16 protein-coding genes are annotated in these 14796 nt (G+C 43.8%); all 16 read right to left on the bottom strand.

Annotated elements, in window-relative coordinates; translation table 11 throughout:
• Positions 1-15 precede the first annotated feature (15 nt).
• Positions 16-645, bottom strand: coding sequence for a uracil phosphoribosyltransferase (gene upp / locus HNR41_RS09940; RefSeq protein WP_184284220.1), 630 nt, complete (start codon positions 643-645; stop codon positions 16-18).
• A 63-nt stretch (positions 646-708) separates the two neighbouring features.
• Positions 709-1944, bottom strand: a complete 1236-nt coding sequence (gene glyA, locus HNR41_RS09935; RefSeq protein WP_184284218.1) for a serine hydroxymethyltransferase — start codon at positions 1942-1944, stop codon at positions 709-711.
• Positions 1945-1957: 13 nt separating this feature from the next.
• Positions 1958-2506: a TIGR01440 family protein gene (locus HNR41_RS09930; RefSeq protein ID WP_184284216.1), complete on the bottom strand. Its 549-nt coding sequence runs from the start codon at positions 2504-2506 to the stop codon at positions 1958-1960.
• Positions 2475-2903, bottom strand: a complete 429-nt coding sequence (gene rpiB, locus HNR41_RS09925) for a ribose 5-phosphate isomerase B (RefSeq protein WP_184284214.1) — start codon at positions 2901-2903, stop codon at positions 2475-2477. The genes HNR41_RS09930 and rpiB overlap by 32 nt, the downstream gene beginning before the upstream one ends.
• A gap of 63 nt (positions 2904-2966) precedes the next feature.
• Positions 2967-3377, bottom strand: coding sequence for an arsenate reductase/protein-tyrosine-phosphatase family protein (locus tag HNR41_RS09920; RefSeq protein WP_184284212.1), 411 nt, complete (start codon positions 3375-3377; stop codon positions 2967-2969).
• Positions 3370-4419, bottom strand: a complete 1050-nt coding sequence (locus HNR41_RS09915) for an L-threonylcarbamoyladenylate synthase (RefSeq protein WP_229714986.1) — start codon at positions 4417-4419, stop codon at positions 3370-3372. Before HNR41_RS09915 ends, HNR41_RS09920 begins: the two co-directional genes overlap by 8 nt.
• Positions 4420-4421: 2 nt before the next feature.
• Positions 4422-5267 (bottom strand): peptide chain release factor N(5)-glutamine methyltransferase, encoded by an 846-nt coding sequence (gene prmC, locus HNR41_RS09910; protein WP_184284210.1) that lies wholly within the window; start codon positions 5265-5267, stop codon positions 4422-4424.
• Positions 5254-6333 carry a peptide chain release factor 1 gene (gene prfA / locus HNR41_RS09905; protein ID WP_184284208.1) on the bottom strand — a complete coding sequence of 360 codons (1080 nt, stop codon included), beginning with the start codon at positions 6331-6333 and terminating at the stop codon, positions 5254-5256. The genes prmC and prfA overlap by 14 nt, the downstream gene beginning before the upstream one ends.
• 100 nt (positions 6334-6433) lie before the next feature.
• Positions 6434-6694 carry a type B 50S ribosomal protein L31 gene (locus HNR41_RS09900; protein WP_035810842.1) on the bottom strand — a complete coding sequence of 87 codons (261 nt, stop codon included), beginning with the start codon at positions 6692-6694 and terminating at the stop codon, positions 6434-6436.
• A gap of 116 nt (positions 6695-6810) precedes the next feature.
• Positions 6811-8103, bottom strand: a complete 1293-nt coding sequence (rho, locus tag HNR41_RS09895; protein WP_376698674.1) for a transcription termination factor Rho — start codon at positions 8101-8103, stop codon at positions 6811-6813.
• Positions 8104-8338: 235 nt separating this feature from the next.
• Entirely contained in the window at positions 8339-9304 is a 966-nt protein-coding gene (gene glpX / locus HNR41_RS09890; RefSeq protein WP_184284204.1) for a class II fructose-bisphosphatase, read from the bottom strand.
• Positions 9305-9397: 93 nt separating this feature from the next.
• The gene (gene murA, locus HNR41_RS09885; protein WP_184284202.1) at positions 9398-10663 is read right to left on the bottom strand and encodes a UDP-N-acetylglucosamine 1-carboxyvinyltransferase; all 1266 of its coding nucleotides are present in this window, start codon (positions 10661-10663) and stop codon (positions 9398-9400) included.
• Between the two features lie 34 nt (positions 10664-10697).
• Complete coding sequence (gene fsa / locus HNR41_RS09880) at positions 10698-11339, bottom strand: fructose-6-phosphate aldolase (protein ID WP_184284200.1); 642 nt, start codon at positions 11337-11339, stop codon at positions 10698-10700.
• Between the two features lie 224 nt (positions 11340-11563).
• Positions 11564-13183 (bottom strand): CTP synthase, encoded by a 1620-nt coding sequence (gene pyrG, locus HNR41_RS09875; protein WP_184284198.1) that lies wholly within the window; start codon positions 13181-13183, stop codon positions 11564-11566.
• A 130-nt stretch (positions 13184-13313) separates the two neighbouring features.
• The gene (gene rpoE, locus HNR41_RS09870) at positions 13314-13823 is read right to left on the bottom strand and encodes a DNA-directed RNA polymerase subunit delta (protein ID WP_184284196.1); all 510 of its coding nucleotides are present in this window, start codon (positions 13821-13823) and stop codon (positions 13314-13316) included.
• 73 nt (positions 13824-13896) lie between these two features.
• The gene (locus tag HNR41_RS09865; RefSeq protein WP_184284194.1) at positions 13897-14727 is read right to left on the bottom strand and encodes a GNAT family N-acetyltransferase; all 831 of its coding nucleotides are present in this window, start codon (positions 14725-14727) and stop codon (positions 13897-13899) included.
• Positions 14728-14796: the final 69 nt, after the last annotated feature.

Here is a 14796-nt window from a genome sequence, read left to right as displayed (position 1 = left end):
AATCTCCTATGATTTTTATCGTGTACCAAATAATCTATCGCCAGCGTCGCCTAAACCTGGAACGATGTAACTCTTCTCATTCAGTTTCTCATCCAGTGCCGCGATATAAATATCCACATCCGGGTGAGCTTCTTTTAATACTTCCACACCTTCGGGTGCTGCAATAAGACAGATAAAACGGATTTTAGTCGCGCCGTGTTTTTTTACTGCTGTAATTGCTTCTACTGCTGATGCACCTGTTGCAAGCATCGGGTCGATTACGAAAATATCGCGCTCTTCAATATCCCCCGGGAACTTCGCATAGTATTCAACAGCCTGCAGTGTTTCGGGATCACGGTATAATCCGATATGACCTACACGTGCCGATGGAATTAACTTCAGAATTCCGTCCTGCATACCAAGTCCTGCGCGTAAAATAGGGACGATACCCAGTTTTTTTCCGCTCAGGCGTTTTGCTGTAGTTTGCTGAACCGGTGTCTGTACCGACACATCTTCGAGTGTAAGATCTCTCGTTACCTCATAAGCCATCAGCATACCCACTTCATCAACAAGTTCTCTGAACTCTTTAGTCGATGTATTTTCATCACGGATATAGCTCATTTTATGCTGAATTAACGGATGATCCATTACTTGTACTTTCGACATTTTTTCTTCCTCCACTCCAAATATTAACCGGATGATCCCATCCGGTATATATTATAGCGCAGTTTATTTGTATAGTGGATATTTTCCTGTTAATTTTGTTACTTTATCTGAAATTCCTTCCAGATTTTCCTCATTTTTGGCACGTTTAAGTGTTTCTACCATAATTTTACCAACTTCTGTCATATCTTCAGTTGTAAATCCGCGTGTCGTCATCGCAGGAGTTCCAAGACGGATACCGCTCGTTACGAATGGTGATGCTTCATCGAATGGAATCGTATTTTTGTTTACAGTAATTCCTACTTCATCAAGTGCTTCTTCAGCAACTTTTCCTGTCAGACCGAAAGCTTTAACGTCTACAAGTACAAGATGGTTATCCGTCGTACCTGAAACTATGCGCAGGCCGCCCTCAGCAAGTGACTCTGCAAGAGCTTTCGCATTATCCAGCACACGCTGCTGATAGTCTTTAAAGTCCGGCTGTAATGCTTCACCGAATGCTACTGCTTTCGCTCCGATTACATGCATCAGCGGGCCGCCCTGAATTCCCGGGAAGATATTTTTATCTACAGCTTTGGCATATTTTTCTTTCGTTAAAATCAGGCCGCCGCGAGGTCCGCGTAATGTTTTGTGAGTCGTGGATGTAACAAAGTCTGCATGCGGAACCGGGTTCGGATGCAGTCCTGCTGCAACAAGCCCTGCAATATGCGCCATATCAACTAAAAGATAAGCACCTACAGCATCAGCAATTTCACGGAACTTTTTAAAGTCCAGTGTTTTAACATATGCACTCCCGCCTGCAACGATCATTTTAGGCTGCTCTTTTTTAGCAATTTCCATTACTTTGTCGTAATCAATCTGCTCATTTTCTTTCTCAACTCCGTAAGATAAGAAGTTGAACAGCTTGCCGCTGAAGTTAACCGGTGAACCGTGCGTTAAATGTCCGCCGTGCGATAAGTCCATCCCAAGTACTTTATCCCCCGGCTCAAGCACGGAGAAATATACAGCCATGTTAGCCTGTGATCCCGAGTGCGGCTGCACATTAGCGTGCTCTGCACCAAAAATTTCCTTGGCACGGTCGCGTGCAAGGTTTTCTACAACGTCTACATGTTCACAACCGCCGTAATAACGTTTCCCCGGATATCCTTCTGCATATTTGTTCGTTAAAATTGAACCTTGAGCTTCCAGTACTGCAGGTGAAACGAAGTTCTCGCTCGCGATAAGTTCGATGTTGTTGTTTTGTCTTTCAAGTTCTTTGTTAATAACTTCCTGTAATTGTGGATCCTGTGAATTAATGTATGACATTGTGTTCTCCCCTTTATTTATAATGCGCTCTCGGTCCGCCGACAAGTTTCGGGCGGGTTGTCGCTATCGTCACTACTGCTTTGCCGACTTTTTTCACAGACGTCCGCACCGGTATGGCAACATGTTTCATGTGCATCCCGATCAGCGTCTGGCCAATATCAATACCGCGGTCTGCCGTAACAGACTCAACGACAACAGGATCGGCAATTTCCTTATAAGCAAGCTCGCTTAAGCTGCCTCCCGCTTCTTTGTGCGGTACTACTGTAACTTCTTCCAGATTCAATGTTTCCATCGTGTGTCTTGACGTTGTCAGGGAACGGTTAATATGCTCGCATCCCTGGAATAATAAGTGAATGTTTTCTCCGGCTGCGATTTCAGAAAAATGTTTATAAATAACTTCAGCTGCTTCATCCGAGCTGTTTTTACCAATATGCTCCCCTATCGTTTCGGATGTCGAACATCCGATAACAAGTACTTTCTGAGGAGTGAAGAAGTCCGTTTTATATAAATCATCTGTCAGTGTCTGTAAATCACTCTTCAATCTTACAAACGCGTCTTTCATGTCTACCACCCTCAAATTCAGTGTTCAGCCATGTGTCCACCACTTCAAGTGCAAGACCCGGGCCGATTACTCTTTCACCCATCGCGAGTACGTTAGAATCGTTGTGTGCGCGTGTTGCTTTTGCCGAGAAAGTATCGTGTACAAGCGCACAGCGAATACCTTTTGTTTTATTTGCAGTAATGCTCATACCGATACCTGTACCGCAAATTAAAATACCTTTATCATATTCTCCTGCAGCGACTTTCTCTGCAACCGGTTTGGCATAGTCCGGATAGTCCACAGAGTCCGTACTGTCAGGTCCGAGATCTGTAAATTCAATCTTTTTTTCAGATAAATATTCAGTAACGGCTTTCTTTAGATTAAGACCGCCGTGATCTGATGCAATAACAACTTTCATACACTCATCTCCTTAGAACATATTATAACCGTCAGCATTGCGAGTTTCAAAAGATTACCGGTCTTACCAGTTAAATTTATCAATGTACTTTTTCAGATGCAGAAATACCTCTTCGTACCGGGCAGCTGTACCGCCGTATGGATCCGGAACATCTGCAGTGCTCTCTCCGGCATATTCCGATAAAAGACGCACGTCGGCTTCAGGCCACTGTGTATGAATAGCCTGTTTGTGACTTCTGCCCATAACGAGCAGTGTCCCCGATTCAATATCGGCTTTTGTCAGCTGTTCCGGTTCCGATGGTGCCGGCAGACCGTTTTCTTCTATTATATTAAGTGAATGACTGTTAGTACTCTGTTCCATTACGAAAAGCCCCCGTGATGAGATATCCTTATCCGGATATTTCATACGTGCATAGCTTTCTGCAAGCGGACTGCGGCAAGTATTTCCTGTACAGACAAAAATAAATTTATCCACCCTGAATCACTTCATTTCCTGTCGCTTTGTATATACGGTTCATCAATCCTGCTGATTCCGGGACTTTATCAAATCCATGAATAAAAATAATATCAACATCTGACGTATCCATAACACGGAGTGCCGAGTAAAGATTACGCGCCGCTTCTTTGTAACTGTCGCGGTCTCTGCACAGGCTGATAAACTGTATGTCCTCACCGATGAATTCCCTGCTCGTTTCCGGAGCAATAATGCCTACTTTCTGCGTGCGTTCCACAGGCAGCTTCGTATTATTGTTTATTCCGCCTTCAATAACAATTAAAGGCTGGGATGGTGCATAGTGCTTATATTTCATGCCTGGTGAAATCGGCTTGTCCATCTGGTCGTTTACCGTATCGACAACGGATTCCAGCACTTCTTCAAGCTGTTCTTTCGTTACAGCTCCCGGACGTGCAATTCTGTACGGGAACTGCGTGCAGTCGAGCACCGTACTTTCAATACCGTATATTGCTGATTCACTGTCAACAACACCGTAGAGTCTGTCTTCCAGATCGTCAATAACATGCTGGGCGTTCGTCGGTGACGGCTTGCCGCTGATATTCGCACTTGGTGCAGCAAGAGGTATATCCGCATACTGCAGAATTTTCCGTCCTACCGGGTGGCTCGGCATGCGCACTGCCACGGAATCGAGTTCCGCAACTGCGTTGGATGACAGATAGTCACCTGTCAGCGGGAGTATAAATGATATCGGTCCCGGCCAGAACACCTCCATTAATTTTATGACGCGTTCATCAAGTGCTGCCGTAAAGTCTTCCAGTTGGCTGATGTCGTGGATATGTATGATTAAAGGGTTGTCTCCCGGACGTCCTTTGGCAGAAAAAATCTTATTGATTGCTTCTGAGTTCCTCGCATCTGCTGCAAGACCGTATACTGTTTCTGTCGGAATGCCGATGATTTCACCGTAAGTAAATGCAATTTTGATTTCTTCAAGCTGTTTTTCGAGCTTTGTCTGTTTACTTTTGTCTGTTAAATCAGCTTCGGTAATTTTCCAAATTTTAGTCACTATTATTCACCCCGCGTAAAATATAATATTCTGTCATTCTGATTCATATCCTTAACGACCTGCACATCAGTACCGGGCAGGACATTTTCAATGTAGGTCTTTAATGCTTCTGCCTGGTTAAAGCCGATTTCAAAATATACACGTCCGCCCGGCTTCAGCGCGTCCGGCAGTGTACGGATCATTTCTTTGTACAGAGCAAGCCCTTTATCATCTGCAAACAGCGCTGTGTCCGGCTCATGTTCAAGCACAGACGCTGTCATAAGGTGTTTCTCATCCTCGCTTATATACGGGGGATTAGAGATGATTATATCAGCTTTAATTTCTTTATCCACTAATGGTGCAAATAAGCTGCCTTCCAAATATTCAGCCGTCACTCCGAGACGTTCTCCATTCTTACGGGCAACATTAAGTGCAGCGCCGGATAAGTCGGTCACGATGATCCTGTTCTTTTTCCAGTGTCGGGCTAAAGTCAGACCGATTGCTCCTGTGCCTGTGCCGATATCGACAATTGCTAAGCCTGTGTCTTTCTCGTTATCCAGCACAAATGCCACGAGCTCTTCTGTTTCATTTCTTGGAATCAGCGTGTCCGGTGTGACTGTGAAATACCCGTCGTAAAAATAAGCTTCACCAAGAACATACTGATACGGTTCATTTTGGCAGACGCGTTCGATTACATCTTTGAATTTCCTATAATCTTCTTTCGGCATCAGATCTTCACCGTACACCATCAGCTTTGTAAAACTCATACCGAACAGTTCTTCCATAACAATCGAGGCGATTCTCGTTTCCTGTCCAGATACACTTAAAGAGGCTTCCGCCTCTTTAAGTGTTGTCTTATATTGTTTCATTATTCAGTTCTTCCAGTTTAGAAGTCTGTTCTTCGATTGCCAGCGCATCGATAATTTCATCGAGGCTTCCGTTAATAATCTGGTCGAGTTTTTGAATTGTTAAACCGATACGGTGATCCGTTACACGGTTTTGCGGATAGTTGTAAGTACGGATTCGTTCAGAACGGTCCCCTGTACCAACTGCTGATTTTCTCTTCTCTGCATATTCCGCATGTGCTTCCTGCTGCATCATGTCGTAGACACGTGCTTTAAGGACTTTCATTGCACGCTCTCTGTTTTTAATCTGTGATTTCTCATCCTGAGATGTTACTACCGTGCCGCTTGGCAGGTGGGTAATACGTACTGCCGAGTCGGTCGTGTTAACGTGCTGTCCGCCGGCGCCGCTTGAACGGTACGTATCAATTTTAATATCTTCGTTGCGGATATTAACTTCAACATCTTCAACTTCAGGCAGTACAGCAACAGTCGCTGTAGACGTATGAATACGCCCGCCCGACTCAGTTTCAGGTACGCGCTGCACGCGGTGTGCACCGTTCTCAAACTTAAGTTTGGAGAATGCACCTTTACCATGGATTAAGAAACTTATTTCTTTAAATCCACCCTGATCACTGCTTGAAGAATCAACGATTTCCGTGCGCCATCCCTGCTCTTCAGCATATCTTGAATACATTCTGAACAGATCTCCTGCGAAAATCTGCGCTTCGTCTCCGCCGGCTGCACCGCGGATTTCCATAACAACGTTTTTCTCATCGTTAGGATCTTTCGGGATAATAAGAATTTTTAATTCGTCTTCCAGTTTCGGCAGCATGCTTTCTGATTCTGAAATTTCCTCTTTCAGCATTTCAATCATTTCCTGATCGTCTGTTTCTTTCAGCATTTCTTTCGATTCTTCAATAGTTTCCATGTGCCCTCTGTATACGCGGAACACTTCGACAGTATCATGAATGTCGCTCTGCTCTTTGGAATAAGTGCGGAGTTTGTCCGGATCACTGACAACATCGGGGTCGCTGAGTAATTCAGTAAGCTGTTCATATCGGTTTTCTATTATTTCGAGTTGATCAAACATAAGAATACGTCCTTTTCCTGGTACTTTTTAGTTACTTTATTATAGCATATTTTTGAGACAAAAAAACTGCACTGAGTATCTCAGTGCAGTTGAAGTTTCGTTATTGTTCGTTGCTTGATTTAAGACCGAATTTTTTGTTGAATTTCTCAACACGGCCGTCTGCAGATGCGAACTTCTGACGTCCTGTGTAGAACGGGTGTGAATCAGAAGAGATATCTAAACGAATAACCGGGTACTCGTTACCATCTTCCCACTCCATAGTTTCAGAAGAAGTACGTGTAGATCCACTTAAGAATTTAAAATCTGTAGTTGAATCTAAAAAGATTACTTTTTTGTATTCAGGATGAATTCCTTGTTTCATAATTGTCAGCTCCTTTGCCCTGGACCATCTGGAACAGAGTTATTTGTGGCTATCACCACGCATTACTTTGCCATTATACATTCTCACAGTGTAAAAAGCAATATCTGTGAAGAAATTTATATTACGGGTTTCCCTGTTTTCTGAGAGCTGATCATACGCTCTCTGAGTACATCGAAGAACTCTTCGTTTGTTTTCGTCGTTTTTAAAATTCTCAAGAAACGCTCTGTAAAGTCCGAAGAATCCGTGAACAGATTTCTCAGCTGCCATAAAATTTCAAGTTCTTTCTTATCGAGCAGCAGTTCTTCTTTACGCGTACTTGATCGTCTGATATCGATTGCCGGATAAATACGGCGCTCGCTTAAATTACGATCAAGGTGCAGTTCCATGTTACCTGTCCCTTTAAATTCTTCGTAAATGACATCGTCCATACGGCTGCCCGTATCGACTAATGCCGTCGACAGAATCGTCAGGCTCCCGCCTGCTTCAATGTTACGCGCCGCACCGAAGAAATGCTTCGGACGGTGTAAACTTGCAGGATCAAGACCACCTGACAATGTACGGCCGGATGCCGGTATAACCAGGTTGTACGCACGTGCAAGACGTGTAATCGAGTCCATTAAAATAATAACGTCCTCACCCATTTCAACGAGACGTTTCGCGCGTTCTAAAAGCAGCTCTGCCACTTTAACGTGGTGCTGGGGCGGCTCATCGAAAGTCGAATGCACAACGTCAGCATGTTCAACTGAACGTTCAAGATCTGTAACCTCTTCCGGACGTTCGCCGATTAACAGAATAAAGAGCTTCACGTTCGGATGATTTGCCGTAATTGCCTGCGCAATTTCTTTTAACAGTGATGTTTTACCTGCTTTCGGCGGCGCAACAATCATACCGCGCTGGCCAAAACCGATTGGTGTCACTAAATCCATAATACGTGTCGACATATCTGCCGGTTCATTTTCAAGACGGATGCGCTCATCAGGATATAACGGTGTTAATGCCTGGAAATGCGGACGCTTTTTAACTTCTTCAGCGTTATGGTCGTTAATAAAATCGACCTGCAGAAGTCCGTAATACTTCTCATTTTCTTTGGGCTTACGGACTTTACCTGTAACTTTGTCCCCTTTTTTCAGTTCAAAACGGCGGATCTGCGATGCAGAAATATAAATATCTTTCTCACCTTTTGAATAGTTGACTGTACGGAGGAATCCGTAGCCGTCCTGCTGGATATCGTCAAGGACACCCTCCATGTAATAGTTGCCGTCTTTCTCCATTTCAGCTTCCAGAATCGCTAGAACCAATTCTTTTTTATTCAGTTTGCTGTAGTTCGACAGACGTAAACTTTTTGCACGTTCTGTTAATGCTTTCGTCGTATTATTTTTATACAACGCATCAAATGTTTCATATTTCATATCCTGTGTCTTTGGTTTTTCAGACAAAATTTCCACTTCCCAATACTGATTTTATTTATTTTATATATTAATTTTTATAGTCGAAATAATTTTAGTAATTGCGCTGGATCTGCGGGTATAATTCTCCACGGGGCACGAAGCTGAAGTTTTTAAAAGGCATACATATATTACATCCCTGACACGTGCTGTGTCAAAGAAAACATGGAATGCCGGGAGAATCTCCCGGCATTGCTGCTTACTTTTCCATCACCATATTCGGTTTCTTCTTCATGCTGTGGCGGCTGTTTACAAAACGTACTGTCCCTGACTTCGCACGCATAACGACTGAAGACGTTTCAGCGTAGCCGCTCTTAAACTGCACACCTTTCATCAATTCCCCGTCGGTCACTGCAGTCGCCGCAAAAATTGCATCGTCCCCGCTTACCAGATCTTCAAGTTCCAGTTTATCATCGGGATTAACACCCATAGCTGTACAGCGTATGCGCTCTTCATCGTTTCTTGGGAGAAGCCGTCCCTGGAAATCTCCTTCGAGTGCTTTAATTCCGGCGGCTGCAATTACGCCCTCAGGCGCACCGCCGATACCCATAAGAATATCGACTCCCGTCCAGTCAAAGCACGTATTAATCGCCGCACCGACATCACCATTATCAAACATAATGATACGTGCACCGAGTGCGCGGACCTCGTCGATAATTTCCTGACTTCGTTCGCGTTTAATAATCGTTACAGTGACGTCGCTCACATCTTTGTTTTTCGCTTTGGCCACTGCACGGATATTGTCCCCGACAGACATATCAATATCGATAACACCGCGGCAGCCGGGTCCGACAGCAAGTTTCTGCATATACATATCCGGTGCATGCAGCAGATTTCCTTTATCAGCAACTGCAAGTACAGTCATTGCACCGAAACTGCCCTCTGCAACAGTCGTTGTGCCTTCCAGCGGATCGACTGCGATATCGAGTTCCGGACCATCTTTTGTTCCGAGTTCTTCACCGATATAAAGCATCGGCGCTTCGTCAATCTCGCCTTCGCCGATAACTACTTTCCCCGTCATCGGAATCGTTTCAAACAGTCTGCGCATCGCTGTTGTTGCTGCATCGTCCGCTGCATTTTTCTGACCTTTTCCTGTCCACGCGGCACTCGCCAGCGCAGCTGCTTCAGTCACCCTTACGAGTTCCATCGATAATCCTCTTTCCAAAACTGTCTCCCCCTGTATACCGTGCTGAATTTCCCTAACTATTATAACACAGAAAAAAGACTGGAATTTTTACAAATTCCAGTCTTTGAACATTTAATCTTTTAAAGTTTCACGCCATATATCTGCACCGAGTGCTTCTAATTTCTTAACAATATCAGCGTAGCCTCTGTCGATATGATTGACGTTGTGAATTGTCGTTACACCGTCTGCTATCAGACCGGAAATTAACAGACAGGCACCTGCACGCAGGTCACTTGCATATACTTCCGCACCTTTAAGCTGTGACGGGTAAATTAACGCACTGCCGCTTTTCTTCTCAATATGAGCGTTCATACGGGACAGTTCATCAACATGTCTGAACCTTGCAGGATAAATAGTCTCGGTAATCTTGCTCACACCGTCAGCTAAAAACATAAGCGGTGTAATCGGCTGCTGCAGGTCTGTTGCAAATCCGGGATACACTTGTGTTTTCAATGAAACAGCATTGTATGATTCCGGTTTGTTAATTACGACATAGTCATCGCCGATGTCGAGTTCAACACCCATTTCCTCCAGTTTTGCAGACAGTGATTCCATGTGTGTCGGAATAATATTATTCACTTTATAATTCTCGCCGGCAATTGCTCCGACAATCATATAAGTACCCGCTTCAATGCGGTCCGGAATAATATTGTGCGTCGTGCCGTGGAGTGATTCCACACCTTCGATACGGATTGTATCCGTACCTGCGCCTTTAATGTTTGCACCCATGTTGTTTAAAAGTGAAGCAACGTCGACGATTTCGGGTTCTTTTGCTACGTTTTCCAAAATCGTGCGTCCTTCTGCACAGCTTGCTGCAAGCATCATATTAATCGTTGCACCTACCGATACAACATCGAAGAATATTTTAGCGCCTGTCAGTTTTTCTGCTGTCAGATACATCGCACCGTGCTCGTTCGTTACTTTTGCACCGAGTGCTTCAAACCCTTTAATGTGCTGATCAATCGGTCTCGGTCCGAGCGGACATCCGCCGGGCAGCCCGATAACACATTTTTTAAAGCGTGAGAGCATTGCTCCCATCATATAATACGATGCGCGTAAAGATTGTACTTTGTTGTTTGGCAGCGGCATGTTCACTGCTTCTTCTGCATTGACTTCGAGAGTTGTACCCGATAAGTCTGTTTTAATGTTCAAGTCATTCAACAGACTCATCAGCGTCTTAACATCGCTGATTTCAGGCAGGCCCTCCAGTTTCACTGTACCGCTGGAGGCCATAAGTGATGCCGGAATCAGTGCAACTGCACTGTTTTTAGCACCGCTGATGTCAACTTGTCCAGTCAATCTGCTGCCGCCGCGGACTTTAATTACATCTTCAGCCATATAGAAAGCTCCTTGTCATTTAATTATATGGAGATTACTTGTTGTTCCAGTCGTTTAAGAATTGCTCGATACCTTTATCAGTTAAAGGATGCTGAGTTAACGTTTTAATTACTTTGTAAGGGATTGTTGCGATATCAGCACCGCGTACTGCCGCTCCGTGCATGTGTCCGGCGTTACGGATCGATGCTGCAATAATTTCAGTGTCAATATCATGAATTGCAAAAATAGCAGCGATATCTTCGATCAGCTGCAGCCCGTCAAGACCGATATCGTCAAGGCGTCCGATAAACGGAGATACGTACGTTGCACCTGCACGTGCTGCTGTAAGTGCCTGTACTGTGTTGAAAATTAAAGTAACGTTCGTTTTAATTCCTTCTTCAGAAAGTACTTTAACTGCTTTCATTCCGTCTTCTGTCATCGGAATTTTAACGATAATATGCTCGTGAAGTTTCGCAAGTTCGCGACCTTCTTCGATCATGCCTTCAGCGTCAAGCGCGATTACTTCACCGCTGACAGGTCCGCCTACCAGTTCACAAATTTCCACAAGTCTGTCGTGGAAAGAAATATCTTTCTCTTTGGCTACTAATGACGGGTTTGTTGTCACACCGCTCAGTACGCCCCACTCGTTTATTTCTTGAATTTCATCCATATTAGCTGTATCTATAAAGTATTTCATCTTGTCTTCGTCCTCCAATATTGTGATATTACTATCATTATAAATTAAAGCTTCACGAACTGACAATGCTTTACCATTAACCGTTCATTAAAATATTTTAATAATTACTGTTTTCACTGCTGCAAAGGTATTTTAACACATATTATTAAAAAATGACTGCGCTTTAGAAACGCAGTCATTTCCATTCACTATTTTAATAGTTAAAAACTTTCTTATATCGCTGATTAATTAGTTTCTTCCTGTACTTCTTCATTCAGGCACGCTTTAATCAGACCGCTGAATAACGGGTGCGGACGTGTCGGACGTGACTGGAATTCCGGATGGAACTGAACACCGACGTAATAAGGATGATCTTTAAGTTCAACCATTTCCACCAGACGGCCGTCAGGTGATGTTCCGCTGAAAATCATGCCTGCTTCTTCAAGCTGTTCTTTATAAGCGTTATTAAATTCGAAACGGTGGCGGTGGCGTTCGTCCACTTCGCTCACCTGATAAAGTTCGCGTGCTTTTGTTCCTTCTTTAATAACACACGGGAAGCTTCCAAGACGCAGTGTACCGCCTAAGTCGACAACATCTTTCTGGTCCGGCATTAAGTCGATAATTGCATGAGGTGTGTGCTCATCAAGTTCAGATGAGTTTGCACCTGTTAAACCTGCTACGTTACGTGCAAATTCAACTGTTGCAAGCTGCATTCCAAGACAGATTCCAAGAACCGGCACATTGTTTTCACGTGCGTAGTTCAGCGTAAGAATCTTACCTTCGATACCGCGGTCGCCGAATCCGCCCGGTACGACAATACCGTCCACTTCACTTAATATTTCTTTATAGTTCTGCGGTGTAACATCCTGTGAGTTAATCCAGTGAATATCGATATCCGCATGGACTTCATAGCCTGCGTGACGCAGTGATTCTGCTACTGATAAATACGCATCCTGAAGTTCAACGTATTTGCCGACAAGTCCGATTTTAATCGTCTTATCAATTTTACTTAAGTTGTCGAGCAGATGTTTCCAGTCATCAAGCTGTGCTTCGCCTGTCGCTTCGATGTTCAGGTTCTGAAGAACAAGATCATCCATATCCTGTGCCTGCAGTGACATTACAAGCTCGTAAATTGTTTCCTCGTCTTTGGCGTTGATTACGCTCTTCTCATCGATATCACAGAATAGTGCAATCTTGTCGCGCAGATCTTCTGTCATCGGATATTCAGAACGCACAACAATCATGTCCGGCTGAATGCCGAGACCGCGAAGCTCTTTAACGCTGTGCTGAGTCGGCTTGGTTTTCATTTCACCGGCAGCTTTAATATAAGGCAGCAGTGTACAGTGAATAAACATAACGTTTTCTTTACCAAGGTCGCTTCTTAACTGACGGATTGATTCGATAAACGGCAGTGATTCAATGTCCCCTGCTGTTCCGCCTATTTCAGTAATAACGATATCCGCATTAGAAGATTCGCCTGCTTTTTTAATACGTGATTTGATTTCGTTCGTAATGTGAGGAATAACCTGCACAGTTCCGCCGAGATAGTCTCCGCGGCGTTCTTTTCTGATTACTTCGGAATATACTTTCCCTGCTGTAACGTTGGAATATTTACTTACATTAATATCTATAAAACGCTCGTAGTGTCCTAAGTCCAAGTCAGTTTCCGCGCCGTCCTCTGTTACAAATACTTCACCGTGCTGATAAGGGCTCATTGTCCCCGGATCAACGTTTAAATAGGGGTCGAATTTCTGAATCGTAATGTTAAATCCTCTGTCTTTTAATAATCGCCCTAGAGATGCAGCTGTAATTCCTTTACCTAATGATGACACTACGCCACCTGTTACAAAGATATATTTTGTCATGTAAGTATCCTCCTGTATAAAATAAAAATAGCTCCCTTTCACTACCGTGAAAAGGAGCCCGTTTACTAGTCCCTGTTTAAGGGAGCCCAAATAAAATACTATCACTTTCAGAAAAAAAGTCAATTAAAAATTAGTATGCATCGGCTTCATCGTCATAATCATCTTCGAGTTTTTCTTTTTCTACAAACTCGATTTCATCGTCAGCTTCTTTACCGTCGATGTTGTCCTCGTCGTCTTCACCGTGCAATGTCTCGTCGATTTCTCCCTGTTCTTCACCTAATTCTTTTGCACCCGGGTAGTCTGCATCGGCTTCTTCTTCGATGTACTCTTCCTCAGCTGCAATTTCAATCTTGTGAATTGTCGGAGCGATTTTATCGCTGATATCGTCAACTGCATACCATTCACGAAGACCCCATACGCCGTCATCCGTGCTCAGGAAACGTCCGTCAGTGTTTAAGTCCGTGTAGAACTGCAGCACACGGTTCTCAATTTCACCTTCAGTATAGCTTCCAACCTCTTTAAATTTATCAATCATTTCATAAAGATTTGTTTCTTTGCCCTTATCTTCTAAATATATGTGCGACATATCTATAAACGAATGCTCGTCCATCATTTCTTTTGTATAGCTGTCCAGTCTCATTTACGTCATCCTTTCAAGATGGAAATACCTTAGGATATAATACAAATATTTATGCGATGTTTCAAGCTTTATATTAATATCTTACTAATTTCACATATCGATTCGTATTTTCCGGATTGTCAATCAGTACAAATCCCGCGTTCGTAAACAGCTTTTCAAATGCCGGATCAGACACAGTTACCGTTGCTTTATCCACGCCGGACAGTTTTCTTCTGACGACTGTTGCAAACTGGCGCATCGCGCTTTCGGCAACACCTTCTTCCCGGTGTTCTGCATCTACATATATATGCTTAATTTCAAGCGTACCATCGTCCTGTTCCGCATCGATATGGCCAACTTCCTTATTTTCCCGCTTCAGTATAATTTTCACTGCAGGCGCTGCTGTCCCTGCGTCGACTTCAAGTCTTAAATTAGGCACGTAACTGCGGTTCAGATCGAGATAGTACAAACGCTCTTTACCGATTGGTCCTTCTTCTTTTGTCGCCAGATGCAGAAAACCTGCGCGTTCGTATAAGTTCCACGCACCTGCATTTTCGCCGTCAACAACTAAATATAAATGATCGAATGATGAAAAATTTTCCTGCACGTATACCGGCAGATGCTGGGCAACCGCTGTACCGTATCCGTTCCCCTGATACTTTTCATTAATCGATAAAGAACGCACGTAGACGACTTCGTGCGGCGTGTCGTACCCTTCGTGCTGGTAGTGTTTATGAAGCACAAAGAAACCGATGACTTTGCCGTCATCTGTAACGACAACATTCGCAGTGCGGTTCTTATCATTAAGAGCATCGTCCAGCACTTCAAGCGGCATGCTCGAATAGACCTGCTGCCTGTCACTCAATATGTAATTTTCAAGGTGCTCTCTGTCCTGTTCTGTAAATTCCCTAATATTGATTTCCATGTTTTTCTCCCTTTTACCTCTTTTTTGACATGTTATTATAGTTTGCTATTATAGTGCCATACCCCCTCT

The organism is Jeotgalicoccus coquinae (genome assembly GCF_014207425.1).
Taxonomy (GTDB): Bacteria; Bacillota; Bacilli; order Staphylococcales; family Salinicoccaceae; genus Jeotgalicoccus; species Jeotgalicoccus coquinae.
Note: the sequence above shows the minus strand (reverse complement) of the source record. Positions and strands in the feature narration are given on the sequence as shown.

Excerpts from the sequence above, each read along its gene's own strand:
- upp (WP_184284220.1), bottom strand. The coding sequence starts at position 645 with ATGTCGAAAGTACAAGTAATGGATCATCCGTTAATTCAGCATAAAATG.
- glyA (WP_184284218.1), bottom strand. The coding sequence starts at position 1,944 with ATGTCATACATTAATTCACAGGATCCACAATTACAGGAAGTTATTAAC.
- HNR41_RS09930 (WP_184284216.1), bottom strand. The coding sequence starts at position 2,506 with ATGAAAGACGCGTTTGTAAGATTGAAGAGTGATTTACAGACACTGACA.
- rpiB (WP_184284214.1), bottom strand. The coding sequence starts at position 2,903 with ATGAAAGTTGTTATTGCATCAGATCACGGCGGTCTTAATCTAAAGAAA.
- prmC (WP_184284210.1), bottom strand. The coding sequence starts at position 5,267 with ATGAAACAATATAAGACAACACTTAAAGAGGCGGAAGCCTCTTTAAGT.
- prfA (WP_184284208.1), bottom strand. The coding sequence starts at position 6,333 with ATGTTTGATCAACTCGAAATAATAGAAAACCGATATGAACAGCTTACT.
- HNR41_RS09900 (WP_035810842.1), bottom strand. The coding sequence starts at position 6,694 with ATGAAACAAGGAATTCATCCTGAATACAAAAAAGTAATCTTTTTAGAT.
- rho (WP_376698674.1), bottom strand. The coding sequence starts at position 8,103 with ATGAAATATGAAACATTTGATGCGTTGTATAAAAATAATACGACGAAA.
- murA (WP_184284202.1), bottom strand. The coding sequence starts at position 10,663 with ATGGCTGAAGATGTAATTAAAGTCCGCGGCGGCAGCAGATTGACTGGA.
- fsa (WP_184284200.1), bottom strand. The coding sequence starts at position 11,339 with ATGAAATACTTTATAGATACAGCTAATATGGATGAAATTCAAGAAATA.
- pyrG (WP_184284198.1), bottom strand. The coding sequence starts at position 13,183 with ATGACAAAATATATCTTTGTAACAGGTGGCGTAGTGTCATCATTAGGT.
- rpoE (WP_184284196.1), bottom strand. The coding sequence starts at position 13,823 with ATGAGACTGGACAGCTATACAAAAGAAATGATGGACGAGCATTCGTTT.
- HNR41_RS09865 (WP_184284194.1), bottom strand. The coding sequence starts at position 14,727 with ATGGAAATCAATATTAGGGAATTTACAGAACAGGACAGAGAGCACCTT.